Raw genomic sequence first — 24,969 nt, forward strand, 5'->3', positions numbered from 1 at the left:
TGAAGGGCCCGCTCCCCAGGGAGCGGGCCCTTCATCGCGTCTTCAGGGGCGGGGATCGGGGCTCGGCTACTGGTCGGCCGGGTCGGACTCGTAGGCGGCCGGGCGCTGCTGGGCGGCCCGTACCCGGTCGACGTCCAGCTTGGCGGAGCGGTCGAACCGGTAGATCCCGTTCCTCTCCTGGAAGACGTCGGTCAACTGGGTGTAGCAGTAGCCGAACATCTGCGGATCCGACCTCAGGACGCCGGTGAGGCCGGCGAACCGGTCCTGGAACTCCTCCTCGGAGGCCACCCGGTCGCCGTACCCCCAGGACTGTCGGAGGTCGTCGCCGCCGACCTGTCCGGCCGCCTGGGGATCCCACCAGATCCCGCCGAACTCGCTGATGAAGTAGGGCTGGCCGGCATAGCCCGCAGACCACTGCGAGCCCTCGGGACCGCGGTTGGCGAAGGGACGCCCCTCGGCCAGCCCGCCGACCTGTTCGGCGAACCTGGCAGGGTCCTGTTCGTAGTTGTGGGCGTCCCAGATGTCGGTTCCGGGGTCACGGTGGGAGTAGCCGCTGGCGTCGAGCACCGGGCGGGTGCCGTCGGCCAGCCGGGCGGTGCTGACCATCGCACGGGTGACGTCGTCCAGCACGGTGAGGTGGTCGGTGAGGTCCTGGAAGGTCTCGTTGAGGGGGCACCAGCCGACGATCGAGGGGTGCGAGCGGTCCCGCTCCAGCTCCTCGGCCCACTGGGTGATGAAGGACGGCGTCGGGTGATGGTGGTCGCCCGCTCGGCCTGCGGTGTGGGCCCCCCAGTCGGGAAACTCCGCCCAGACCAGATACCCGAGCCGGTCGGCGTGGAAGAGGAAGCGCTCCTCGAAGACCTTCTGGTGCAGCCGGGCGCCGTTGAACCCGGCGGCCATCGACAGCTCGATGTCGCCGCGCAGATCCTCGTCGGTCGGGGCGGTCATCAGCGACTGCGGCCAGTAGCCCTGGTCCAGCACCAGACGCTGGAAGACCGGTTCGCCGTTGATCAGCACCGACCGGTCGCGCAGGGTCACCGAGCGCAGCCCCGCGTAGCTGGCGACCCGGTCGACCAGGGCGCCGTGCTCGTCGAACAGCCTCAGGTCGAGGTCGTAGAGATCGGGGTGCCCCGGGCCCCAGAGCCGCACCTGGCCGGCAGGGATCGGCAGCCACAGGGCGGGCTCCCGGTCCAGGTCGGCGCGCACCCCGGCCTCGCCGGCGGGTCTGCCGTCGGGATCACTCAGGGTCGCCCGGACCGACCATCCGGGCCGGTTGGCGGTGACCGGAACCCGCACCCGGAATCCGCCGGCGGCGACGTCGGGGATCACGATCGGCCGGCCCATCCGGGTGGCCGGCACCGGTTCGGCCCACACGCTCTGCCAGATCCCGGTGGTCCGGGTGTAGTAGCAGCCGTCATTGCCGTACTCGGTGGACTGCTTGCCCCTGGCCTGGGCGCCGCTGCGGGGATCGCGGGCCCGCACCACCAGGGTCACCTCATCCCCGGGACCGGCGATCCCGTGCAGGTCGGCGGTGAATGGCGTGAAGCCGCCGCGGTGGCGGGCCACCTCGATCCCGGCGGCCCACACGGTGGCGTCCTGGTCGACCGCCCCGAAGTGCACCAGCACGTGGACGTCGTCGGCCACCTGTCGCCAGGACTCGGGAAGGATGATCCGACGCCGGTACCAGACCGCCGCCATGAAATCGGTGTCGGCGACCCCGGAGAGTTCGGACTCCGGGGCGAAGGGCACCGTGATCCGACCGGAGAGCTCCCGGTCGACCATTCCGCGCTCCCGGCCGGAGTCAGACCGGTCGATCTCGAACTGCCAGCTCCCGTTGAGAGTCATCCAGCGGTCGCGCACCATGCTGGGGCGCGGGTACTCCGGGCGGGGGACCGGGCCTGCACCGGGGCCGGGATCCTCGGGGTGCAGATCCTCGCAGCGGTGCGAGGTGGGCTCATTGCTCGTCATGGCCCCATCCTTCGCGTCGGCGCGGCATCTGGCCAGGATCGGCTCGCCGGCAGTGAGCGAGGTCGCCCCGCCACCCCCGGAGGGCAGGATGGAGGCGGGGCAGGATCGAGGGTGGGCAGGATGGAGGCGGGGCAGGATGGAGCCATGGACAAACCCACTGCGATCCAGATCCGCGGAGCCCGCGTGCACAATCTGCGGGGCATCGACGTCGACATCCCGCTGGGCGAACTGGTGGGAATCGCCGGGGTGTCGGGGTCGGGGAAGTCCTCGCTGGCGCTCGGAGTGCTCTACGCCGAGGGGTCGAGGCGCTATCTGGAGGCGCTGTCCACCTACACCCGACGCCGACTGCCCCAGGCGGCCCGGGCCGCCGTCGACCAGGTGCAGTACGTCCCCGCCGCCCTGGCCCTTCGTCAGCGTCCCGGGGTCCCCGGGGTGCGCAGCACCTTCGGGACCTCCACCGAGCTGCTCAACAGCCTGCGGCTGCTCTACTCGCGCCTCGGCCGGCACCGCTGCCCCAACGGCCACTATCTGGCGCCCACCACCGAGGTGGCCCTGGACCGGCCGCTGACCTGCCCCCGGTGTGGGGCCACTTTCCGGGCCCCGGGAGCCGAGTCGCTGGCCTTCAACTCGGCCGGCGCCTGCCCGCGGTGCTCGGGCACCGGGGTGGTCCGCGACGTCGACGACGCCACCCTGGTCCCCGACGAGTCGCTGACCATCGAGCAGGGAGCCGTCGAGTCCTGGAAGATCATGGGGTCCACCCCCAATCCCCGGGTGGTCGCCGAGATGGGGGTACGTACCGACGTGCCCTTCGCCGACCTCACCGCCGAGGAGCGCCAGATCGTGATGGCCGGTCCGCGGGTCAAGCGCCACATCATGCTGCCCTCGAAGAACGGCCGGGTCTTCGACCTGAACTGGACCTACCGCAACGCCCGGGTGGCCGTCCAGGAGGCACTGGCCGGGGCGAAGTCGGAGAAGGGGCTGCAGCGGATCAACAAGTTCCTGTCGGTCCAGACGTGCCCCGACTGCGAGGGGACGCGGCTCAGCGAGGCGGCCCGGGCGCCGCTGGTCGACGGCCGCAATCTGGCGCAGGCCACCGCCATGACCCTGGCCGAGATCGTCGACTGGCTGCCCGGGCTGGTGGAGACGATGCCCGCAGAGATGACCGCGATGGCCACCGAGATCATCTCCCAGATGGTCGAGACCGCCCAGCGGCTGCTCCAGCTCGGCCTGGGCTACCTCGGTCTGGACCGGGCCTCGGCCACTCTGTCGACCGGTGAGAGGCAGCGGGTCCAGCTGGCCCGGGCGGTGCGCAACCGCACCACCGGCGTCCTCTACGTCCTCGACGAACCCTCCATCGGACTGCACCCCTCCAACATTGACGGACTGCTCGGCGTCATCGACGATCTGCTCGCCGACGGCAACTCGGTGGTGATGGTCGACCACGACGTCCAGGTGCTGCGCCGGGCCGACCACATCGTCGAGATCGGCCCCGGATCGGGGGCCGACGGCGGCACCCTGGTGGCCCAGGGCAGCGTCGAGGAGGTCGCCGCCGACCCGGCCTCGCGGATCGGGCCCTTCCTCAGCGGGGCGGCCCGGGTCCAGATGGACCGGCCGGCAGAGCCTGGGCGCAGCGGGCGGATCCGGATGCGGACCGGGCCGCTGCACACCGTCGGCCCGCTGGACGTGGAGATCCCCCAGGGACGACTCACCGTGGTCACCGGCGTCTCCGGTTCGGGCAAGACCACGATGGTCCTGGAGAGCCTGGTGCCCGGCCTGACCGCCCTGGTCGAGGGACGCACCCCGCCCTCCCCGGTGCGCCGGATCCAGGCACCCGGGATCCGACGGGTGAACCTCATCGACTCCACCCCGATCGGGGTCAATGTGCGCTCCACCGTGGCGACCTACTCCGGGGTGATGGACGACCTGCGCAAGGCCTGGGCGCAGACCCCCGAGGCCCGGCAGGGCGGGCACCGGGCCGGGGACTTCTCCTACAACACCGGGTCCCTGCGCTGCCCGACCTGCAACGGCACCGGCGAGATCTCCCTGGACGTGCAGTTCCTGCCCGACGTCGACATCGTGTGCACCGACTGCAACGGCTCCCGGTTCCGCCCCGAGGCCGGACAGATCCACCGCAGCGCCCCGGATGGATCCCCCATCACCCTGCCCGAGGTGCTCGGCATGACGGTCGCCACAGCCCTGAGAGCGGTCGGCGACATCACGGCGGTGCACCACCGGCTGGCGACCCTGGTCGACCTCGGGCTGGGATACCTCACCCTGGGGGAGTCCACCCCGGCCCTGTCGGGAGGGGAGGCCCAGCGGCTGAAACTGGCCTCGGAGATGTCGCGGGACCAGCACCGGACGGTCTTCGTCTTCGACGAGCCGACCGTCGGACTGCACCCGCTGGATGTTGCAACCCTGCTCGGAGTGCTGGGCCGACTGCTGGCCCACGGCGCCACCGTGGTGGTCATCGAGCACGACCTGGACGTCATCTGTCACGCCGACCAGATCATCGACATGGGGCCGGGCGGGGGCAGCGCCGGCGGCCGGATCGTCGCCCGGGGCACCGTCGCCGAGATCGCCGCCGACCCGAACTCGGTGACCGGTCGCTATCTGCACCCCTGAGCGCCGACGACCCGGGGTTGACACCGGCCCCGGATTTCCCCGCGCCCCGGCCGGTGGGGTATGCTGCCCAAGTTGCCTTGTGACCGTGCCCTTGTTCGGCAGGCCATGGCTGGACCGCCCTGCGGCGATCCGCCGGGGTCGGGTGCTCCATCCACCGAACGGTGGGGACCTCTCACGGGCGATGACCGCGTGCCCACGGTTCAACCGATGGTACGGGTCGCCTCCTGGCACAATCCAGGGGGTTCGTGCTCAACAGTTCCGCAAGGCCTCCACGGGGGAACCGGTGGGACAGAGGAGAAGACATGATCCAGCAGGAGACGCGACTCAAGGTCGCCGACAACACGGGGGCGAAAGAGCTGCTCACCATCCGTGTACTCGGTGGATCCAAGCGTCGCTACGCCGGGCTCGGTGACACCATCGTGTGCACCGTCAAGGACGCCATCCCCGGCGGCAACGTCAAGAAGGGCGAGGTCGTCAAGGCGGTCGTCGTCCGCACCGTCAAGTCGCACCGTCGTCCCGACGGCTCGTACATCAAGTTCGATGAGAACGCCGCGGTGCTCATCGGAACCGACGGGCAGCCCCGCGGTACCCGCATCTTCGGGCCGATCGCCCGTGAGCTGCGAGACAAGAAGTTCATGCGCATCATCTCACTCGCACCGGAGGTGATCTGAGTGAAGTCCCTCAACATCAAGAAGGGTGACCGCGTCAAGGTCATCGCCGGAAACGACAAGGGCACCATCGGTGAGGTGCTGTCGGTCGACCCCCAGCGCGAGCGCGTGGTCGTCCAGGGCGTCAACATCCGCAAGCACCATCGTCGTGACACCCCGAACGCCGACGGCACCGCCCAGAAGGGCGGCATCGTCAGCTCCGAGGCCCCGGTCCACGTGTCGAACGTCCAGCTCGTCACCAAGGTCGACGGCGAGGACGTCGTGACCCGCGTCGGCCACCGTCGCGAGGACGTCACCAAGCGCCGCTCCGACGGTTCCGAGTACGCCGCCAAGCGCAGCGTCCGCTACCTCAAGAAGGAGGAGGCCAAGTGAGCGCCGAAGCACCCGAGAAAGCCAGCTACCAGGGTCCGCGGCTCAAGAAGCGTTACCGCGAGGAGATCGTCGCCGCCCTGCAGGACGAGTTCCACTACGCCAACCCGATGCTCGTTCCCGGCCTCGTCAAGGTCGTCGTGAACATGGGTGTCGGCGACGCCGCCCACGACTCCAAGGTGATGGATGGTGCGATCCGCGACATCACCGCGATCACCGGCCAGAAGCCGCAGGTCACCAAGGCCCGCAAGTCGATCGCCCAGTTCAAGCTGCGCGAGGGACAGCCGATCGGCTGCCACGTCACCATGCGCGGCGACCGGATGTGGGAGTTCGCCGACCGGCTGCTCACCCTGGCCCTGCCCCGGATCCGCGACTTCCGCGGACTCAACGGCAACCAGTTCGACGGCCAGGGCAACTACACCTTCGGACTGTCCGAGCAGGTGATGTTCCTGGAGATCGATCAGGACAGCATCGACCGGACCCGTGGCATGGACATCACCTTCGTCACGACCGCGAAGACCAATGAGGAGGGAAAGGCCCTTCTCAAGCACCTCGGCTTCCCCTTCAAGGCCCAGGATGATCCGAAGACCAGGGCCAAGCGCGGCCCGGCCTACTACGCCAAGAAGAAGAAGTGAGGCAGGAGTTCCCATGGCCAAGACAGCACTGAAGGTCAAGGCGTCTCGTCAGCCGAAGTTCGCAGTTCGGGCGTACACCCGCTGCCAGCGCTGCGGCCGACCGCACTCGGTCTACCGCAAGTTCAAGCTGTGCCGCATCTGCCTTCGCGAGATGGCTCACGCGGGCGAGCTCCCCGGCATCACCAAGTCCTCCTGGTGAGCGAGCGGATCTGATCCGACCAGCTCCGAGGACACCGTCGGCATGTCGGTGTCCACCGGGCGAAGGGCCTCGCGGCCCTCGGCGGGCAGAACCGCCACCCACACATCTGAACGACGCAGCAGGTCCCGACCGCGCCAGGTCCACGAGGATCCGGCAGGACGGGAAACCGCTGTGAGAAAGAGGCCAACCAGCCATGACCATGACTGATCCGATCGCAGACATGCTGACCCGTCTGCGTAACGCCAATCAGGCGTTCCACGACTCGACGACGATGCCCCACTCCAAGATCAAGGCGGGAATCGCCGACATCCTGAAGTCCGAGGGGTACATCGCCGGGTACGAGGTCAACGAACCCGCCGAGGGACAGGTCGGCAAGACCCTGACCCTCGAGCTCAAGTACGGCGAGGACCGCAAGCGTTCGATCGCTGGCATTCGCCGCATCAGCAAGCCCGGACTTCGCGTCTACGCGAAGTCCACCGCACTGCCGAAGGTTCTCGGCGGCCTGGGAATCGCCATCATCTCGACCTCCCAGGGCCTCCTCACAGACCGACAGGCACACACGAAGTCGGTGGGCGGGGAAGTCCTCGCCTACGTCTGGTGACCGGTCCGAGACAGTAGTAAGGAGTTAAGTAATGTCACGTATTGGCAGGCTCCCCATCACCGTCCCGTCCGGTGTTGAGGTCAAGCTCGATGGGCAGGACGTCGAGGTGAAGGGACCCAAGGGGACCCTCAACTTCAGCGTCGCCGAGCCCATCTCGGTGAGTAAGAACGATGAGGGCCAGATCGTGGTCGCCCGTCCGAACGACGAGCGTGAGAACCGCTCGCTGCACGGGCTGAGCCGCACTCTCATCAACAACATGGTGATCGGCGTCACCCAGGGATACGAGAAGAAGCTCGAGATCCAGGGTGTCGGCTACCGAGTCATCTCCAAGGGCCCCAAGCAGCTCGAGTTCAACCTCGGCTTCTCCCACCCGGTGATCGTCGACGCCCCCGAGGGCATCAGCTTCACCGTGGAGAATCCCACGAAGTTCTCGGTGCAGGGCATCGACAAGCAGACCGTCGGAGAGGTTGCGGCCAACATCCGCAAGATCCGCAAGCCCGAGCCCTACAAGGGCAAGGGCGTGCGCTACGCCGACGAGAACGTCCGCCGCAAGGTCGGAAAGGCAGGTAAGTGATGGCTGTCTCCCTGAAGTCTGGGAAGAACCTGACCAAGCGGGCCGCTTCTCGTGCGCGCCGCCAGATCCGTGGCCGCAAGAAGATCTACGGCAGTGTCGAGCGTCCCCGGATGGTCGTCACCCGTTCCTCCAAGCACGTCTTCGTCCAGGTGATCGACGACGTCGCGGGCCACACTCTGGCCTCCGCGTCCTCGATGGAGGCCGATGTGCGCGCTCTCGACGGTGACAAGACCGCCAGGGCCACCAAGGTCGGCACCCTCATCGGTGAGCGGGCCAAGGAGGCCGGGATCGACAAGGTCGTCTTCGACAAGGCCGGCAATCAGTACCACGGCAGGATCGCTGCGCTGGCCGATGCGGCCCGCGAGGCCGGTCTCGACTTCTGACCACGAAAGGTAAGTGAGTAGCGATGAGTGGAACCCAGCGCCGCGGTGGCGGTGCAGGTGGCGAGCGTCGCGGCCGCGACGACCGTCGTGGCCGGAACGACCGTGACAACAAGAACGAGTACTTGGAGCGCGTGGTTGCGATCAACCGCGTCGCCAAGGTGGTCCAGGGTGGCCGCCGCTTCAGCTTCACCGCGCTGGTCGTGGTGGGCGACGGCGAGGGCATGGTGGGCGTCGGATACGGCAAGGCCAAGGAGGTGCCCGCGGCGATCGCCAAGGGCGTCGAGGAGGCCCGCAAGCACTTCTTCAAGGTGCCGCTGATCGGACGGACCATCACCCATCCGGTGAAGGGCGAGAAGGCAGCCGGCGTCGTCCTGCTGCGTCCGGCCTCCCCCGGTACCGGCGTCATCGCCGGCGGCTCGGCTCGCGCCGTGCTGGAGTGCGCGGGCGTCCAGGACGTCCTGGCGAAGTCCCTCGGATCGTCCAACGCGATCAACGTCGTGCACGCGACCGTCGAGGCCCTCCAGCAGCTCGAGGAGCCCGAGGAGGTGGCCCGTCGTCGCGGCAAGTCCGTCGAGGAGGTCGCCCCCAGGGCCCTGCTGCAGGCCCGCAAGGACGCCGAGGAGGCGGCCGCACAGGCCAAGGCCGAGAAGGCGGGAGCGAAGGCATGAGCAACCTCAAGGTGACCCAGGTGAAGTCTGGGGCAGGCGCCAAGCCCAAGCACCGCGAGACCCTGCGAAGCCTGGGCCTGCGGCGAATCGGTGACGTTGTGGTGAAGGAGGACCGCCCGGACTTCCGGGGCATGGTCCAGGCCGTGCGTCACCTCGTGACTGTTGAAGAGGTGGACTGAGATGGCAATCAAGCTTCATGACCTGAGGCCTGCCCCCGGAGCCAAGACCGCCAAGACCCGCGTGGGTCGTGGCGAGGCCTCCAAGGGCAAGACCGCCGGCCGCGGTACCAAGGGAACCGGCGCTCGCAAGAACGTTCCGGAGAACTTCGAGGGTGGCTCGATGCCGCTGCACATGCAGCTGCCGAAGCTGCGCGGGTTCAAGAACCCGTTCCGCACCGAGTACCAGGTGGTCAACCTGGACAAGGTGGCGGCGTTGTTCCCCGAGGGCGGGACGGTCGGCGTCGAGGACCTGGTCGCCAAGGGCGCGGTTCGCGACAACGAGCTGGTCAAGCTGCTCGGCACCGGCGAGATCGCCGTCAAGGTCGATCTGCACGTCGATGCCTGGTCGGCCTCGGCCAAGGTCAAGGTGGAGAAGGCCGGCGGGTCCGTGTCGGCCCGCTGAGCCGCTTGGACCCGACTCGGCACCATCGAATCGGACTGCCCCTGACGGCCATTTTGCAGGGGCAGGGCAATTCATTCGTGGCGGGAAGATCCCTCAGGGGATCTTCCCGCCACGGCCATTTTCCGACGGGGAATCCGGCGCCCCGGGCAAATGTTGCAAGATGGTATCGAACTGGGGGTTCTCCTACCCGCACGTGTACCATCGCTTCAGCCGAGGGGGCTGCCGACACGTCCGTGCGACACCCCACGGGCCCATCGGGCGCCGTCGACGGATCCGTGAGATCCGCAGTGACACCCACGGTCGATTCCTGGATGCGCGGTTGTGCCGCCACCGGGGTCTGGCTCCGGCCCGCCCTTCCAGGAAAGGATGTTCGTGCTCAGATATCTGGTGCGCCGCATCGTCAACTACGCGGTTCTGTTGTTCATTGCGGTGTCTCTGGCCTATCTGGTGGCCTCGTCCGCGCTGGATCCGAGGAATGCTTTCGACAGGCAGAATCCGAATCTGAACTGGGCGGCGGTCAACGCCTCCCTCAATGAGTACAACATCAATCCGGACACCAGTATCTGGGTCCGTTACGGACGTTGGCTCGAGATGGTCTTCCTGCACTGGAACTGGGGCTGGACCCCTCGGGGCGACGCCATCAACGCCCTCATCGCCACCCGCATCGGGGTCTCGGTGAGACTGGTGACGATCGGCACGATCATCTCCCTGGTCGGCGGCGTGGCCGTCGGCGCCTGGTCGGCCGTGCGGCAGTACCACTGGAGCGACCGGATCGTCTCGCTGATCTGCATGCTGCTGATCTCCACCCCGACCATGGTGCTCGCGGTGGTGATGCAGCTGGGGGCCACGAAGTTCAACCAGATGACCGGCACCCAGTTCTTCCAGTTCATCGGAGAGACCGGCCAGCACGGCAGCTACTTCGGTGCGGAGTTCATCAGTCGACTCCAGCACCTGCTGTTACCGACCGTCTCGCTGGCGGCGCTGAGCCTGGCCACCTACTCGCGGTACCAGCGCAACCTGATGCTCGACACCCTGGGGGCCGACTACGTGCGGACCGCCCGGGCCAAGGGGCTGCGCAAGTCCAAGGCGATCCGGCACCACGCGCTGCGCAACGCCATCATCCCGATGGCCACCTACTTCGCCTTCGGGGTCGCCCAGGTCTTCGTGGGTGCCACCATCACTGAGCAGGTCTACGGCTGGAACGGGATGGGCCTGTACTCGGTCACCTCGATCCAGAACCAGGACATCAACGGAACCGTCGCGGTGGTCGCCTTCTCCGGCGTCTGCGTGCTGGCCGGTGCCCTGCTGAGTGACCTGTTGATAGCCGTCGTCGACCCGCGCGTCCGCGCCCGCTGAGGAGAGAGCCATGGTTGAACCGAACTTCTCCTCCGGCCGCGCCGCCGATCGCCCCGAGGGGGCCGTCGACTCCGCGCCGCTGACCGAACCGGTCCTGGACCCCGGTCAGGAGCCGCAGGGCCGCAAGGGTGCCAAGCACCTGTCCCGCGGCCGACTCATCTGGCGCAGATTCTGGCGCGCCCCGGGCGGCAAGATCGGCCTCATCGGCCTCTCCCTGGTCCTCGCCCTGGCCCTCTTCGGGACCTTCTTCGAGCGCTGGGACTACTGGGTGGTCGACTACGACGCCTTCCTCAGCGCACCCTCGGCCAGCCACTGGTTCGGCACGAACCAGGGCGGCTTCGACATCTTCGCGATGACCATCGAGGGGCTGCGCAAGTCCCTCATCATCGGATTCGCGGTGGCCGCGATCGTCGAGATCCTGGCGGCCATGATCGGCGCCTCGGCGGCCTACTTCGGCAAGCGGGTGGGGGCGATCCTGCAGTGGATCACCGACCTGCTGCTGGTGATCCCGTCCTTCCTCATCATCGCGATCATCTCCCAGCACACCGCCGGCTCGAAGAACTCCACCTGGCTGCTCATCGTGCTGCTGTCGGCCTTCTCCTGGATGATCTCGGCGCGAGTGGTGCGAGCGATGACCCTGTCCCTGGTGAATCTGGACTACGTCAACGCGGCCAAGTTCATGTCGGTGCCCTCCTTCGTGGTGATCGTCAAGCACGTCATCCCGAATGTCGCCTCCTACCTCATCATCGACTTCACCCTCGGCGTGGTGAGCGCGGTCTTCAGCGAGACGACGCTGTCCTTCTTCGGATTCGGCGTCCAGAAGCCGGAGACCTCGCTGGGCACCCTGCTGGGAGACGGAATGGCATCGGCCACCACCTCACCGTGGATCTTCCTCTTCCCGGCCGGGATCCTGGTGGTCCTGCTGCTGTGCGTGAACTTCATGGGTGACGCCCTGCGAGACGCCATCGACCCCTCCTCCAAGTCTGGCGGTGCAGCATGAGCAAGAAGAACAAGCCCGTCTTCGAGTCCGAGGCGCTACCGGAGCGCACTCCCGGCGTCCCGGTGCTCCAGATCAAGGGCCTGCACGTCCGGTTCCCCTCCGAGGACGGCGTCGTGCACGCCGTGCGCGGGGTCGACCTGACGGTCAACGCCGGGGAGGTCGTCGGCCTGGTCGGCGAGTCCGGATCCGGCAAGTCGGTCACCTCGATGTCGGTGATGGGACTGCTCGACGAGAACGCCGCCGTCGAGGGATCCATCAAGCTTCACGGCACCGAGCTGCTGGGACGCGACGACAACTGGATGAGCGAGGTGCGCGGCAAGAAGGTCGCGATGGTCTTCCAGGACCCGCTGAGCGCCCTCACCCCCGTCTACACCGTCGGCGACCAGATCGTCGAGGCCCTCCAGGTGCACGGCCACTACTCGGACCGGCAGGCCTGGGACCGGGCCCTGGAACTGCTCGGGATGGTCGGCATCCCCAACCCCGAGGTGCGGGCCAAGAGCTTCCCCCACGAGTTCTCCGGGGGCATGCGCCAGCGCGTCATCATCGCGATGGCGATCGCCAACGACCCCGACCTGATCATCGCCGACGAGCCGACCACCGCCCTGGACGTCACGATCCAGGCCCAGATCCTGGACCTGCTGAGGGTCGCCCAGCGTGAGACCCATGCCGGTGTGGTGATGATCACCCACGACCTGGGTGTGGTCGCCGGTCTGGCCGACCGGGTCGCCGTGATGTACGCCGGACGGATCGTGGAGCGGGCCGACGTCAACGACGTCTTCTACCACTCGCGCCACCCCTACACGGTCGGACTGCTGGGCTCCCTGCCCCGTCCCGACCTCGACAAGGACGAGCCCCTCACCCCGGTGGAGGGCAATCCGCCCTCCCTGCTGGCGCTGCCGCCGGGCTGCCCCTTCGCCCCCCGCTGCCCGATGGCCGCGGCCGAGTGCCTGGCCGCCGAACCAGACCTGGTGGACACCGACCTGGCCGGGCACACCTCGGCGTGCATCAAGTTCGACGAGCTGGCCGGCAAGAGGTACGACGAGATCTATCCGCGCGAGGAGATCCCTTCCTTCGGTGCGAAGGTCGACCGGGCAGATGCCGATGTGATCCTTCACGTCGACGGTCTGGTCAAGACCTACCCGCTGATGAAGGGGGCGGTGTTCAAGCGCCGGGTCGGCACCGTGCACGCCGTCGACCACATCTCCTTCGACATCCGCGCCGGGGAGACCCTTGGCCTGGTGGGGGAGTCCGGCTGCGGCAAGACCACCACCATCATGTCGATCCTGGAGCTCGCCAGGCCCGAGGAGGGCAAGGTGGTGGTGCTCGGCCACGACACCGCCGAGCTGTCGGCCTCCGAGCGCAAGAAGGTCCGCCAGGACCTGCAGGTGGTCTTCCAGGACCCGATGGCCTCGCTGGACCCCCGGCTGCCGATCTTCGACATCATCGCCGAGCCGCTGAAGTACAACGGCTACCCGCGGGCGAGGATCGCCGCCAGGGTGGAGGAGCTGATGGCCCTGGTGGGTCTGGAGCCGGCCCACGCCAACCGCTACCCGCGCAACTTCTCCGGAGGTCAGAAGCAGCGCGTCGGGATCGCCCGGGCGCTCGCTCTGGAGCCCAAGCTGCTGGTCCTCGACGAGCCGGTCTCGGCCCTGGATGTGTCGATCCAGGCCGGCGTGCTCAACCTGCTGGAACGGCTGCGGGTCGACATGGGGCTGTCCTACCTGTTCGTCGCCCACGACCTGTCGGTGGTGCGTCACATCGCCCACCGGGTCGCGGTGATGTACCTGGGGCGGATCGTGGAGCTCGGTCCGGTGGGGGAGGTCTTCGACCATCCGGAGCACCCCTACTCCCAGTCCCTGCTGTCGGCGATCCCGATCCCCGATCCGGTCAAGGAGCGCAAGCGCTCCCGGATCCTGCTCGAGGGGGACCTGCCCTCTCCGGCCAACCCGCCCTCGGGATGCCCTTTCCACACCCGCTGCCCGAAGTTCAAGACCCTCGACGAGGCCGACCAGGCGCGGTGCACGGGCGAGACGCCGCTGCTGGCCAGCGCCGACGGCCGCGAGGACCGGGCGGTGGCCTGCCACTTCCCGGAGGTCGTGGAGGTCTTCTGAGTCCGGACCGGTGGTGGCTCCACGAGGCCGGCGCATCACGGATGCGCCGGCCTCGGCCGTCTCGTGTGATCGGGTGTTCCGTGTGACGGGGGTGTCGTCACGTTCCGATAACGATTGCCGCGCAGGGCCGTCCAGAAGTGAGGGATCGGCGAGCGGCAGTGACAGGCTCAGGACTGTAAAGAAGTGCGAGCAGTACCTGCCCGCCGTCAAATCTGGAGGTTTTACCGTGCGTAAGCCCGTCATGACTGCCATCGCCTTCCTGGCGGTGGGGTCTCTTGCCCTGACCGGTTGCGGTCAGAAGAATCAGAGCAGCAGCTCGAGCAGTGCAAGCTCGGCGCCCAAGGCGCTCCCGCTGGCCCAGATGAACCCGGCCCAGCGCGACCAGGTCAAGGACGGCGGCACGCTGCGGTTCGCGATCAGCCAGCTCCCGACCGCATGGAACGGATTCGAGGTCGACAACAACAACGTCGACCTCAACTCCACCATCTGGAGCTTCGTCGGCGCGACGAACTTCGACATCGGTAAGGATGCCGCGGCCACCCCGAACAAGAACTTCCTGCAGTCCTACGACGTCAAGAAGGCCTCCGACAACGGAGGACACCAGCAGGTCACGCTGCACCTGAACCCGAACGCCAAGTGGAACTCGGGCCGGACGATCGACTACACCGACTACGTCGCCACCTGGAAGGCCAACAACGGGTCGAACCCGGCCTTCAAGCCGGCCACCACCGACGGCTTCAACCAGATCACCTCGATCACCAAGGGTGACAAGCCGACCGACGTCGTCATGACCTTCAAGACCTCCTACCCGGACTGGACCGCCACCTGGAGCACCGTCCTGCCGAAGGAGGGCGCCTCCTCCCCGGCCGTCTTCAACTCCGGCTGGAAGACCTTCAACCCGAACTGGTTCACCGGTCCGTTCACCCTCGACAAGGTCGACCAGGCTCAGAAGACCCTCACCGTCAAGCGCAACGACAAGTGGTGGGGCGACAAGGCCAAGCTCGACTCCGTCTCCTTCAAGGAGCTGGACGACGCCACGACGACCAAGGCCTTCGCCAACAAGGAGATCGACGTCGTCAGCACCATCATCACCAAGGATGGCTACGACACCGCCAAGAAGCGTACCGACGGCGAGCTGCGCGAGGCCGGCTCCCCGCAGTGGCGTCACTTCACCTTCAACACCAGGTCCAACGGGCTCACCGACAAGGCGGTCCGTCAGGCCATCGTCAAGGGCATCAACCGCCAGGCGATCGCCAAGTCCGACCTCGCGGGGCTTCCGGTCGACGGCAACGCCGTGATGCTCGGCAACCACTTCTTCATGCCCGGCCAGGCCGGCTACAAGGACAACTCGACCGACTACAACTACGACCCGGAGCAGGCCAAGAAGGAACTGGACGCCGCCGGCTGGAAGCTGAACGGAAACGTCCGCGAGAAGGACGGCAAGAAGCTCACCATCGACTACGCGATGCTGACCGGCGTGCCGACCTCCGAGAACGAGGGCGCGCTGCTCAAGCAGAACATGGCGGCGATCGGCGTCACCGTGAACCTGGTCAACACCCCGTCCGACTCGATGAACCAGGTGCTGTCGAGCCACTCCTTCGGGATCATCGCCTTCACCTGGCAGTCCACCCCCTACCCGATGAACAACGTCCGTCAGATCTACGGCGCTGCGTCCGAGGGTTCCAAGGAGGCCAGCCAGTCGAACTTCTCGCAGCTCGTCGATCCGCAGATCGAGAAGCTCATCCCGCAGATCGACACCGAGGAGGACGTCACCAAGCGTCAGGACCTCACCAACCAGGTCGACAAGATCATCTGGGACAACGTGATGACCCTGCCGCTGTACCGCCGCGTGCAGTTCTCCGCCGTTCCGAAGAACCTGGCGAACTTCGGTGCCTCGACCTTCCAGAGCTACCGCAGTGAGGACATCGGCTTCACCAAGTGATCTGAGAAGCCCAGATCCGGCGGCCTGAAGGGGTCCCCGGAGTCTCGACAGGGGGCGGCCCGCATCTGCGGGCCGCCCCCAGTCGCGCTGCGAGGCGTCTCTGAGGTGCGAGGCGTCACTGAGGTTCAGGGTGCCGAGCGGACTCGGTTCCGGTGGAGGCCCTGCTCCTGGGCGGCACCTGCCTCTGCCAAGGCCCTGATCGTGGGCGGCACCCGATGCTGGCAGGAGCCAGACCCTGGGCGGTGTTCCCGCTCAGGCCAGCACGGCCAGGATCACCAGGACGCCGGAGATGATGACGGTCGGCCAGTTGACCCGAACCCGCACCGGCGCGGCGTCCGAGGATGTTGCACCTGCTCTGCGCTGAATCTGCTCGATCTCGATGAGTCGGGCCGCCGCGAAGGCGTCGAGGCTGATCCGGATCGGCTCGTGACCCTGGTCCGGGATGATCGGCAACTCCCGGTCGGTCCCGATGATCTTCCCGGCGGTGCCCTTCGCCGGGGCCGCCCAGGCGCGGATGCTGTGGCCCCTGGCGGGCCGGGTTTCGCCCGTCCCGGGCGTGCCGCCCGCCCCGGTCGACTCGGATGTCCCGGTCGTCTCTGAGTTCTCGGGAGCTCGTGAGGAGTCCTGCGGGAGGGTGGTGAGGGTCACTCCCCAGCGACCGGTGACTGTCTTCAGTTGCGCCCACGGCACATCCCAGATCCGCAGCTGGTTGATGACGTGCACCCCGTCGTTGTCGATCCGGATCGAGGCCAGCCCCCAGAAGATCCAGGCGCACCACACGAACAGAGCCACGAAGGGGGCGTTGACGAGGGCCTGGAGCAGTCCGGCCCGGGTGGCGTCCCACACCAGCAGGGCCAGCGCCGCCACCGCCAGTGCGGCGGTCCCGATCCGACCCGATCGCGATGTGATGACCACTGGCGGACGCATGGGGCTCCTTCGTCGGGATGTCACGTGATGGCGACAAGTTGATAGGCTACCTGCGCTGTTGTCCTTGCCCGCTCGGCGACCGACCGCCAGGCCGATCCACCGAGCCGCCCGCAGGGCGTGTCGTCAAACCCTAGAGAGCCCGAATGCTTTCCGCCTTCGCCAGTGCCTTCAAGACGCCGGATCTGCGCAAGAAGATCTTCTTCACGCTGTTCATCCTCGCGATCTTCAGGGTCGGCTCCACCATCCCGGTGCCCAACGTCGACGTCGCCAAGATCAACGCCTGCGTCACCCAGTCCCAGTCCAGCGACGCCGCCGGGCTGTACTCGATGATCAACCTGTTCTCCGGCGGTGCGCTGCTGCAGCTGGCGATCTTCGCCCTGGGCATCATGCCCTACATCACCTCGTCGATCATTCTGCAGCTGCTGACGGTCGTCATCCCCAAGCTCGAGGCCCTCAAGAAGGAGGGCGCCTCCGGGCAGAACAAGATCACCCAGTACACCCGGTACCTCACCTTGGTGCTCGGCGTCCTGCAGGCCACCGCCTTCACCACTCTGGCCACCTCGGGGCGGCTGTTCAGCTCCTGCTCCGACCCGATCGTGGTCCACGACACCTCGGTCTTCCCGGTCATCGTGATGGTGCTGACCATGACCGCCGGCACCACGATCGTGATGTGGATGGGCGAGCTCATCACCGACCGCGGCATCGGCAACGGCATGTCGATCATGATCTTCACCCAGATCGCGGCCCGCTTCCCCGACTCCCTGTGGCAGATCAAGGTCACCCGCAACAGCCAGGGCGAGGCGCACGCCTGGTTCATCTTCTTCACCGTCATCGCGATCGGGCTCATCGTGATGGCCGGCGTGGTGTTCATGGAGCAGGGGCAGCGGCGCATCCCGGTCCAGTACGCCAAGCGGATGGTGGGCCGGCGGATGTTCGGTGGCACCAGCACCTACATCCCGCTGAAGGTGAACCAGTCCGGCGTCATCCCGGTGATCTTCGCCTCCTCGATCATGTACCTGCCGGTGCTGTACGCGACCTTCCGGCCGGAGGGCAGAGCCGCGCAGTGGATCGGTCAGAACTTCACCCGCGGTGACCATCCGCTGTACAACCTCATCTACTTCCTGCTCATCATCTTCTTCTGCTACTTCTACGTGGCGATCACCTTCGACCCCGTCGAGATGAGCGACAACATGAAGAAGTACGGCGGATTCATCCCGGGGATCCGGGCCGGCAAGCCCACCGAGGACTACCTGGCCTTCGTGCTGTCGCGACTGACGGCTCCCGGCTCCCTGTACCTCGGACTGATCTCCTTGATACCGACCCTGGCGTTCGTCTTCCTCAACGCCAATCAGAACTTCCCGTTCGGCGGCACCAGCATCCTCATTGTCGTGGGTGTCGGTCTCGACACCGTCAAACAGGTTGAGAGCAAGCTCCAGCAACGAAGTTACGAAGGATTCCTGACATCATGAGGCTTCTCATCATTGGCGCCCCCGGCGCCGGCAAAGGCACCCAGGCCAGCTCGATCGCCGAGCACTACGGGATCCCCGCGATCTCGACCGGCGACATCTTCCGGGCGAACATCAAGGGCGGCACCGAACTCGGCAAGAAAGTCAAGGCGATCATGGACGCCGGAGACCTGGTCCCCGACGTGGTGACCGACGAGATCGTCGTCGACCGGCTCGGCCAGTCCGACGCGGCCGAGGGGTTCCTGCTCGACGGCTACCCGCGCAATCTCCACCAGGTCGAGGCCCTCGACGGCTACCTGAGTGCCAACGGTCTGGCTCTGGACGCGGTGGTGAGCCTGGAGGTCGACCCGGAGCTGCTCACCGCCCGGCTGCTCAAGCGCGCCCAGATCGAGGGACGGGCCGACGACAACGAGGAGACCATCCGCAACCGGATGGACGTCTACACCTCCCAGACCGCTCCCCTCATCGACCACTACCGCCAGGCGGGTCTGCTGGTGCCGGTCGACGGGGTCGGCGAGATCTCCGATGTCCGCGACCGGATCTTCTCCGCCCTGGACGCCCGCGCCTGATGCTCGGACGCCACAGGATCCAGATCAAGGACGATGACCAGATCCGCGTGATGCGTCGCGCCGGGCTGGTGGTCGCCGAGGGGCTGGCCGAGATGGTGGCCGCCGCGGTCCCCGGTGCGACCACCGCGGACCTCGACCGCATCGGCAGGGAGGTGATCGCCCGTCACGGCGCGACCTCGAACTTCCTGGGGTACGGCGCCGAGTGGGGGATCCAGCCCTACCCCGGAGTGGCCTGCATCAGCGTCAACGAGGTCATCGTGCACGGGATTCCCGACGAGCGGGAGCTGCACGACGGGGACATCGTCTCGATCGACTACGGCGCCATCGTGGACGGCTGGCACGGCGATGCGGCCCGCACCGCCCTGGTCGGCGAGGTCTCCGATGAGGTGAGGGAGCTGTCGGAGGCGACCCGCAAGTCGATGTGGGACGGGATCGCCCAGATCGCTCCGGGAGCACGGATCGGTGATGTCTCGTCGGCGGTCCAGGTGTCCCTGGAGTCCCACGAGCACGACTACGGGATCATCCGCGACTACACCGGTCACGGCATCGGCACTGAGATGCACATGGATCCCGATGTGCCGAACTGGGGCCGGGCCCACCGGGGGCCGAGAATCACCGAGGGGATGTGCCTGTGCGTGGAGCCGATGGCCACCCTCGGCGATGAGGAGAATGTCACCCTGGATGACGACTGGACGGTGCGCAGCCTCGACGGTTCGTGGTCGAGCCACTGGGAGAACACGGTGGCCGTCACGCGGAACGGGCTGTGGGTGCTCACCGAGCCCGATGGCGGCGAGGCCGAGCTGACGGCGCGAGGGGTGGCCTTCGGTCCACTGGACTGAGAGGGGCCGGCCGCGCCGGTAGCCATGAGATCTGCCACTGAGAAGGCACACACCTGGATAGTCCACGTGGGTGCGGTCTTGGTGGCAGATCTCGTTTTTGTGCTCGGGGGGTCTCCGGTGAGTTCTGCCATCTGTGGGCTGGCGGCTGGATAGTCCAGGTGGGTGCGGTCTTGGTGGCAGATCTCGTTTTTGTGCTCGGGGGGTCTCCGGTGAGTTCTGCCATCTGTGGGCTGGCGGCTGGATAGTCCAGGCGGGTGCCTTCTCAGTGGCAGATCTCGTTTCTGTCCAGGGTGGGGTTCCGGTGAGTCCGGGGTGCGGTTCCAGTGAGTTCTGTCATCCCCGGGGCCGGCGACTGCCCATCCACAGCCCGCTCCATGGGTGGCAGAAGTTGTCCCCAGATTGGCGCACGGGCGGCAGATCGGGGTTGCGGCCCCGATAAGTGGAGGCATGAAGCACTACGACATCCCACCCCAGCTGCGCCCCGGCGGTGTGGTCTCCACCAGAGTCCTGCGGAGTGCGGGCTACTCCTATCCCGACATCAGCAAGCTGCACCTCTCCGGCGATCTGGTCGAGAACCTGAGGCCCGGGTGGTGGAGCCTGCGCGATGCCGACCCGGAGGTGGTCGCCGCGGTGCGCGCCGGCGGTGTGATGACCTGTGTCTCTGCCCTGGCCAGATTCGGAGTGTTCCGGCCGTTCGGCGACACCGCGCTGCATGTGAGGGCGAGCCGGGGCACGACCGGTTCAAAGCGTGTCCAGGAGTGCTCGCCGGGGCGCAGACCGGCACCGATACGGGCGATCGACGATCCGCTGGTCGCCGTGCGAGCGGCCATCCGATGCCTGGACCGGGACAACGGGGTGGCGGTTCTGGACTCGATGGTGAATCTGCGGGTGGCGACCATGGCCGATCTGGCACTGGAGCTCGCGGACTCGCCCAGGGCACGCGCCCTGCTGTCCCAGTGCGACCGCGCCGAGTCCGGGACCGAGACCCTGGTGAGGATCAGACTGCGTGGCCACAACGTCCAGGTCGCCTCACAGGTGACGATCCCCGGGGTGGGCCGGGTTGATCTGCTGGTGGGGGAGAGGCTCGTCATCGAGGTCGACTCGCGAGCTCACCACACCAGCGAACAGAGCTACCAAGCCGACCGGGTCCGGGACCGGCGGCTGCTTGCGCTGGGGTACCGGGTGATGAGGCTCACCTGGGAGGATGTCATGTTCGGCTGGCCACAGGCCCAGGAGCAGATCCTCACAGTGGTCCGGCGCGGTGACCACCACTGGCCCAGGAGGCGTGCCCACCGGGGTCGGTAGCCTTGGGACCGTGAAAGAGCTGCCGCCATCCTCCCGATATGTCGCCCGCGCCTCCGAACCGGTGACCGATGCCGACCGGACCGAGATCAACACCTGGCTCAATGACGCCTTCAGCGCCGGGACACTCGACGAGCAGACCTTCCAGCACCACCTGGATGCCCTCTACGCCGCCACCACCCTGGGAGATCTCGCCCCGGTGGTCGCCGATCTGCCCGCCAGGGCCACCCACAATGTCCCGCAGAACATCGAACAGAGCACCGCGGCGCCCGGGGAGCTGACCCCGTCCCGGCCGATGTCGGGGAGGACCATGGCCACCCTGGTCGGCGGTGGCGGCCTGGTCGTGGTGCTGCTGATCATCATTCTGGCCATCCTGCTGTGACACCCGGGCGTCACCGGGCCCAGGAATCAGATTTTGATCGGTCGTGGCCCTCGGGTAGGCTTACTCGTCGGTCCCCGTGTAGGCGGAGACAGTCACGCCCAGATGGGCACACCGATTGACAGATTGGACGCAATGGCCAAGAAAGAGGGAGCGCTCGAGCTCGAAGGCACAGTGGTGGAGGCTCTTCCCAACGCCATGTTCCGTGTCGAGCTCAAGAACGGACACCGTGTCCTTGCCACGATCAGCGGCAAGATGCGTCAGCACTACATCAGGATCCTTCCGTCGGACCGGGTCGTGGTGGAGCTGTCTCCTTATGACCTGACCCGCGGACGCATCGTCTACCGGCACAAGTGACCGCCGTCAACCACTGACCATGGTCGTCCCCGTCGGGGACGATCTCCATCCAGGTTCCCCCCGGGGGACCGTTACGCGAAAGAGAAGCTCGATGAAGGTTCGTCCGAGCATCAAGAAGATGTGCGACAAGTGCAAGGTCATTCGTCGCCATGGTCGCGTGATGATCATCTGCGAGAACCCGCGTCACAAGCAGCGCCAGGGCTGAGCCCTCGCCGCGACGGGATCGCAGGTCGTCATCGCCGGGAGCTCATCCCGGTGCTGTGACCAGCAGGAATGCAGGGGTTCGACCCCTGAGGTCCACCGTCGGGTCCACCATCCAGGTGGACGCGGTGATGCCGACAAGAAAACTGAACAGTGAACAACTGAACAGAATGACAACTGAACACGGCTGAGTCGGAGGATGGGTCGACCATCATCGAGCCATCCTCTTCCCACTCAGCTCACCCGGACCGCGAGGTCCGGGAACACCGTGGAAGCACGTCCCGGAACCCCGTTCGAAACCATCGAACACGGATCTGGGCCACCACCCCCGGGCGAAGGCCGGGGCCCCGTCGGACGAGCAGATCTCGTCCGTCGCCGAGAGGCTTGGAGGATCTCCTCCGGGCTGACCAGTGACGGGGACGCTCCACGCCAGACACCTTCGCGGCCCCTCGGGGCCGGAGACGAAAGGGATGCCACATGGCACGCCTCATCGGAGTGGACCTGCCGCGCGACAAGCGCCTCGAGGTCGCACTGACCTACATCTACGGCATCGGGCGCACCCGTGCCGCCGAGACCCTCAAGGCCACCGGACTCAGTGGTGACCTCCGCGTGAACAAGCTGAGCGACGATCAGCTGGTGACACTGCGCGACTACATCGAGAGCAACTACCACGTCGAGGGTGACCTTCGTCGTGAGGTGGCCGCCGACATCCGTCGCAAGATCGAGATCGGCAGCTACCAGGGCCGTCGTCACCGCAGTGGCCTGCCGGTTCGTGGTCAGCGCACCCGGACCAACGCCCGCACCCGCAAGGGTCGGAAGAAGGCCGTCGCCGGAAAGAAGAAGGTCAAGTGATCCAAGACGCCCCGCGTCTGGACACCCCCTTCTCCCACGCTGAGATCACACTGACTCCAGGAGAGACAACACATGGCTACTGCAGGCCGTAAGACCGCGCCCAAGGCAAAGGTGCGCCGCAAGGAGAAGAAGAACGTCGTCGCCGGCCAGGCGCACATCAAGAGCACGTTCAACAACACGATCATCGCGATCACCGACCCCGCCGGTCAGGTCATCGCATGGGCCTCTGCCGGCACCGTCGGCTTCAAGGGCTCGCGCAAGTCCACCCCGTTCGCCGCCCAGATGGCCGCCGAGGCCGCCGGACGTCGTGCCATGGAGCACGGAATGAAGCGGGTCGACGTCTTCGTCAAGGGGCCCGGATCGGGCCGCGAGACCGCCATTCGTTCGCTGGGGGCCGTCGGCCTGGAGATCGGACCGATCTCCGACGTCACCCCCGTTCCGCACAACGGATGCCGGCCGCCGAAGCGCCGCCGCGTCTGATCCCCTCCGAGAGCACATTTAAGGACTGATACACAATGGCCCGTTACACCGGCCCCCTGACCAAGAAGTCCCGTCGCCTCGGGACTGACCTTGTCGGAAACGACAAGTCATTCGAGCGTCGCCCCTACCCGCCGGGCGTCCACGGCCGCGGCCGTACCAAGGACTCTGAGTACTCCCTGCAGCTGCGCGAGAAGCAGAAGGCGCGTTACGCCTACGGCGTTCTCGAGAAGCAGTTCAGCCGTTACTACGAGGAGGCGGCCCGCGGCACCGGCAAGACCGGTGACCTGCTGCTGCAGATCCTCGAGTCCCGCCTGGACAACGTGGTGTACCGCTCCGGACTGGCCGCCACCCGGCGCCAGGCCCGCCAGCTCGTGACCCACGGTCACTTCCTGGTCAACGGCAAGAAGGTGAACATCCCGTCGTTCCGCGTCACCGCCCACGACATCATCGATGTCCGCCCGAAGTCCAAGGACCTCCACCCGATCGTGGTGGCCCGCGAGACCTTCGAGACCCGCGACGTGCCGGCATGGCTCGACGTGCGCCCCAACCGCGGACGCATCCTCGTGCACCAGCTGCCGACCCGCGAGCAGATCGTCCTCGACGTCAACGAGCAGGCCATCGTCGAGCTCTACTCGAAGTGATCCTGCGGTGCGGGGGCCGGTCCTGACCGGCCCCCGCACGCACCCCACCGGTGGTGTCGCCGATCATGCTCCGGCATGGTCGCGGCACCGCGGAGGGCCGCACTGTTCCACTCCCGGTGGGGGAGTTCCCCACCATCCCCATTTGCGCCTTCATATAGCGGTTGGCGCGGAAGGAATGTCACATGCTCATCGCTCAGCGCCCCACCCTCACCGAGGAGCCCGTCTCCGACTTCCGGTCCCGGTTCGTCATCGAGCCCCTGGAGCCCGGCTTCGGCTACACCCTGGGTAACTCGCTGCGTCGCACGCTGCTGTCGTCGATCCCCGGCGCCTCGGTCACCAGCATCAAGATCGAGGGTGTCCGCCACGAGTTCGCCACCCTGGAGGGCGTCGTCGAGGACGTCACCGAGATCATCCTCAACCTCAAGGAGCTGGTGCTGTCCTCCGAGGAGGACGAGCCGGTGGCCATGTACCTGCGCAAGTCGGGTGCCGGTGAGGTCACCGCGGCCGACATCAACCCGCCGGCCGGGGTGGTCATCTACAACCCCGATCTGCACATCGCCACCCTCAACGAGGACGGCAAGATCGAGATGGAGCTGGTCGTCGAGCGCGGCCGCGGCTACGTCTCCAGCGTCCTCAACGATGATCCGGAGGCCGAGCTGGACCGGATCGCCGTCGACTCGATCTACTCCCCGGTGCTCAAGGTCACCTACAAGGTGGAGGCCACCCGTGTCGCCACCCGTACCGACTTCGACCGCCTCATCCTGGACGTCGAGACCAAGCTGTCGATGCTGCCGCGCGACGCCGTCGCCTCGGCCGGGCGCACCCTCGTCGAGCTGTTCGGGCTAACCCGGGAGCTCAACATGGACGCCGAGGGCATCGAGGTCGGCCCGTCGCCGGTCGACGAGCAGTACGCCGAGAACCTCGCGGTGCCGGTCGAGAACCTCAACCTCACCGTCCGCTCCTACAACTGCCTCAAGCGCGAGGGCATCCACACCGTGGGTGAGCTGGTCTCCCGCTCCGAGCAGGATCTCCTCGACATCCGGAACTTCGGTTCCAAGTCGATCGACGAGGTCAAGGAGAAGCTCGCCGAGATGGGGCTGTCCCTCAAGGACTCCGCCCCCGGCTTCGATCCCATCGCCGCCGCCGACAACTACGAGGAGGGGGAGTCCCCCGAGGACGACCTCGCCGAGACCGAGCAGTACTGAGTCTGTCGGAGCCGGGATCCCGCGCTCTCCCCTC

At 67.1% G+C, this 24,969-nt stretch carries 28 protein-coding genes; 26 read left to right on the plus strand and 2 right to left on the minus strand.

Annotation, left to right across the window (positions count from 1 at the left end):
* Positions 1-66 precede the first annotated feature (66 nt).
* A complete protein-coding gene (locus tag FEZ32_RS07990; protein WP_138680375.1) occupies positions 67-1,968 on the minus strand; it encodes a glycoside hydrolase family 2 protein in 1,902 nt (633 codons plus the stop codon).
* A gap of 144 nt (positions 1,969-2,112) precedes the next feature.
* Here FEZ32_RS07990 and FEZ32_RS07995 point away from each other — a divergent pair, with 144 nt between their 5' ends.
* From FEZ32_RS07995 to FEZ32_RS08065, 15 genes are all read left to right on the plus strand, one after another.
* Positions 2,113-4,590 carry an excinuclease ABC subunit UvrA gene (locus FEZ32_RS07995; protein WP_232020921.1) on the plus strand — a complete coding sequence of 826 codons (2,478 nt, stop codon included), beginning with the start codon at positions 2,113-2,115 and terminating at the stop codon, positions 4,588-4,590.
* Positions 4,591-4,892: 302 nt separating this feature from the next.
* Positions 4,893-5,261, plus strand: a complete 369-nt coding sequence (gene rplN / locus FEZ32_RS08000) for a 50S ribosomal protein L14 (RefSeq protein WP_028702608.1) — start codon at positions 4,893-4,895, stop codon at positions 5,259-5,261.
* Positions 5,262-5,630 (plus strand): 50S ribosomal protein L24, encoded by a 369-nt coding sequence (gene rplX, locus FEZ32_RS08005; RefSeq protein WP_028702607.1) that lies wholly within the window; start codon positions 5,262-5,264, stop codon positions 5,628-5,630.
* The gene (rplE, locus tag FEZ32_RS08010) at positions 5,627-6,262 is read left to right on the plus strand and encodes a 50S ribosomal protein L5 (protein WP_097798432.1); all 636 of its coding nucleotides are present in this window, start codon (positions 5,627-5,629) and stop codon (positions 6,260-6,262) included. The genes rplX and rplE overlap by 4 nt, the downstream gene beginning before the upstream one ends.
* A gap of 13 nt (positions 6,263-6,275) precedes the next feature.
* Positions 6,276-6,461, plus strand: a complete 186-nt coding sequence (locus FEZ32_RS08015; protein WP_028702605.1) for a type Z 30S ribosomal protein S14 — start codon at positions 6,276-6,278, stop codon at positions 6,459-6,461.
* Positions 6,462-6,654: 193 nt separating this feature from the next.
* On the plus strand, positions 6,655-7,062 hold the full coding sequence (gene rpsH, locus FEZ32_RS08020) for a 30S ribosomal protein S8 (protein WP_028702604.1): 408 nt from the start codon (positions 6,655-6,657) through the stop codon (positions 7,060-7,062).
* A 31-nt stretch (positions 7,063-7,093) separates the two neighbouring features.
* Entirely contained in the window at positions 7,094-7,636 is a 543-nt protein-coding gene (gene rplF, locus FEZ32_RS08025) for a 50S ribosomal protein L6 (protein WP_028702603.1), read from the plus strand.
* Positions 7,636-8,019: a 50S ribosomal protein L18 gene (rplR, locus tag FEZ32_RS08030; protein ID WP_028702602.1), complete on the plus strand. Its 384-nt coding sequence runs from the start codon at positions 7,636-7,638 to the stop codon at positions 8,017-8,019. The genes rplF and rplR overlap by 1 nt, the downstream gene beginning before the upstream one ends.
* Positions 8,020-8,042: 23 nt before the next feature.
* Entirely contained in the window at positions 8,043-8,687 is a 645-nt protein-coding gene (rpsE, locus tag FEZ32_RS08035) for a 30S ribosomal protein S5 (protein ID WP_028702601.1), read from the plus strand.
* Complete coding sequence (rpmD, locus tag FEZ32_RS08040; protein ID WP_028702600.1) at positions 8,684-8,866, plus strand: 50S ribosomal protein L30; 183 nt, start codon at positions 8,684-8,686, stop codon at positions 8,864-8,866. The genes rpsE and rpmD overlap by 4 nt, the downstream gene beginning before the upstream one ends.
* A gap of 1 nt (position 8,867) precedes the next feature.
* Positions 8,868-9,308 carry a 50S ribosomal protein L15 gene (gene rplO, locus FEZ32_RS08045; RefSeq protein ID WP_138680376.1) on the plus strand — a complete coding sequence of 147 codons (441 nt, stop codon included), beginning with the start codon at positions 8,868-8,870 and terminating at the stop codon, positions 9,306-9,308.
* Between the two features lie 366 nt (positions 9,309-9,674).
* On the plus strand, positions 9,675-10,664 hold the full coding sequence (locus FEZ32_RS08050; RefSeq protein WP_236082554.1) for an ABC transporter permease: 990 nt from the start codon (positions 9,675-9,677) through the stop codon (positions 10,662-10,664).
* A 10-nt stretch (positions 10,665-10,674) separates the two neighbouring features.
* Positions 10,675-11,664: an ABC transporter permease gene (locus tag FEZ32_RS08055; protein ID WP_138680377.1), complete on the plus strand. Its 990-nt coding sequence runs from the start codon at positions 10,675-10,677 to the stop codon at positions 11,662-11,664.
* Positions 11,661-13,775: an ABC transporter ATP-binding protein gene (locus FEZ32_RS08060; RefSeq protein ID WP_138680378.1), complete on the plus strand. Its 2,115-nt coding sequence runs from the start codon at positions 11,661-11,663 to the stop codon at positions 13,773-13,775. Before FEZ32_RS08055 ends, FEZ32_RS08060 begins: the two co-directional genes overlap by 4 nt.
* A gap of 226 nt (positions 13,776-14,001) precedes the next feature.
* The gene (locus tag FEZ32_RS08065; protein ID WP_138680379.1) at positions 14,002-15,717 is read left to right on the plus strand and encodes an ABC transporter family substrate-binding protein; all 1,716 of its coding nucleotides are present in this window, start codon (positions 14,002-14,004) and stop codon (positions 15,715-15,717) included.
* Positions 15,718-15,969: 252 nt separating this feature from the next.
* On the opposite strand, the gene FEZ32_RS08070 is transcribed toward FEZ32_RS08065, so the two are convergent.
* Complete coding sequence (locus tag FEZ32_RS08070; protein WP_036981048.1) at positions 15,970-16,644, minus strand: hypothetical protein; 675 nt, start codon at positions 16,642-16,644, stop codon at positions 15,970-15,972.
* 143 nt (positions 16,645-16,787) lie between these two features.
* Between FEZ32_RS08070 and secY the strand changes: the two genes are divergently transcribed.
* From secY to FEZ32_RS08130, 11 genes are all read left to right on the plus strand, one after another.
* Positions 16,788-18,113 carry a preprotein translocase subunit SecY gene (gene secY / locus FEZ32_RS08075; protein WP_028702593.1) on the plus strand — a complete coding sequence of 442 codons (1,326 nt, stop codon included), beginning with the start codon at positions 16,788-16,790 and terminating at the stop codon, positions 18,111-18,113.
* A complete protein-coding gene (locus FEZ32_RS08080) occupies positions 18,110-18,679 on the plus strand; it encodes an adenylate kinase (protein WP_097798437.1) in 570 nt (189 codons plus the stop codon). The genes secY and FEZ32_RS08080 overlap by 4 nt, the downstream gene beginning before the upstream one ends.
* Entirely contained in the window at positions 18,679-19,518 is an 840-nt protein-coding gene (map, locus tag FEZ32_RS08085; protein WP_028702591.1) for a type I methionyl aminopeptidase, read from the plus strand. Before FEZ32_RS08080 ends, map begins: the two co-directional genes overlap by 1 nt.
* A gap of 447 nt (positions 19,519-19,965) precedes the next feature.
* On the plus strand, positions 19,966-20,823 hold the full coding sequence (locus FEZ32_RS08090) for an endonuclease domain-containing protein (RefSeq protein ID WP_051238170.1): 858 nt from the start codon (positions 19,966-19,968) through the stop codon (positions 20,821-20,823).
* A gap of 10 nt (positions 20,824-20,833) precedes the next feature.
* Positions 20,834-21,202: a DUF1707 SHOCT-like domain-containing protein gene (locus FEZ32_RS08095; RefSeq protein ID WP_051238169.1), complete on the plus strand. Its 369-nt coding sequence runs from the start codon at positions 20,834-20,836 to the stop codon at positions 21,200-21,202.
* A gap of 132 nt (positions 21,203-21,334) precedes the next feature.
* Positions 21,335-21,556 carry a translation initiation factor IF-1 gene (gene infA / locus FEZ32_RS08100; RefSeq protein WP_002514837.1) on the plus strand — a complete coding sequence of 74 codons (222 nt, stop codon included), beginning with the start codon at positions 21,335-21,337 and terminating at the stop codon, positions 21,554-21,556.
* A gap of 91 nt (positions 21,557-21,647) precedes the next feature.
* Entirely contained in the window at positions 21,648-21,761 is a 114-nt protein-coding gene (rpmJ, locus tag FEZ32_RS08105) for a 50S ribosomal protein L36 (RefSeq protein WP_028702589.1), read from the plus strand.
* Between the two features lie 473 nt (positions 21,762-22,234).
* On the plus strand, positions 22,235-22,609 hold the full coding sequence (gene rpsM / locus FEZ32_RS08115) for a 30S ribosomal protein S13 (RefSeq protein WP_028702588.1): 375 nt from the start codon (positions 22,235-22,237) through the stop codon (positions 22,607-22,609).
* Between the two features lie 72 nt (positions 22,610-22,681).
* Positions 22,682-23,089: a 30S ribosomal protein S11 gene (gene rpsK, locus FEZ32_RS08120; protein WP_028702587.1), complete on the plus strand. Its 408-nt coding sequence runs from the start codon at positions 22,682-22,684 to the stop codon at positions 23,087-23,089.
* 35 nt (positions 23,090-23,124) lie between these two features.
* A complete protein-coding gene (rpsD, locus tag FEZ32_RS08125; RefSeq protein ID WP_028702586.1) occupies positions 23,125-23,730 on the plus strand; it encodes a 30S ribosomal protein S4 in 606 nt (201 codons plus the stop codon).
* 182 nt (positions 23,731-23,912) lie between these two features.
* Entirely contained in the window at positions 23,913-24,935 is a 1,023-nt protein-coding gene (locus tag FEZ32_RS08130) for a DNA-directed RNA polymerase subunit alpha (protein ID WP_028702585.1), read from the plus strand.
* Positions 24,936-24,969 lie beyond the last annotated feature (34 nt).

The organism is Acidipropionibacterium jensenii (assembly GCF_005890135.1).
GTDB lineage: Bacteria > Actinomycetota > Actinomycetes > Propionibacteriales > Propionibacteriaceae > Acidipropionibacterium > Acidipropionibacterium jensenii.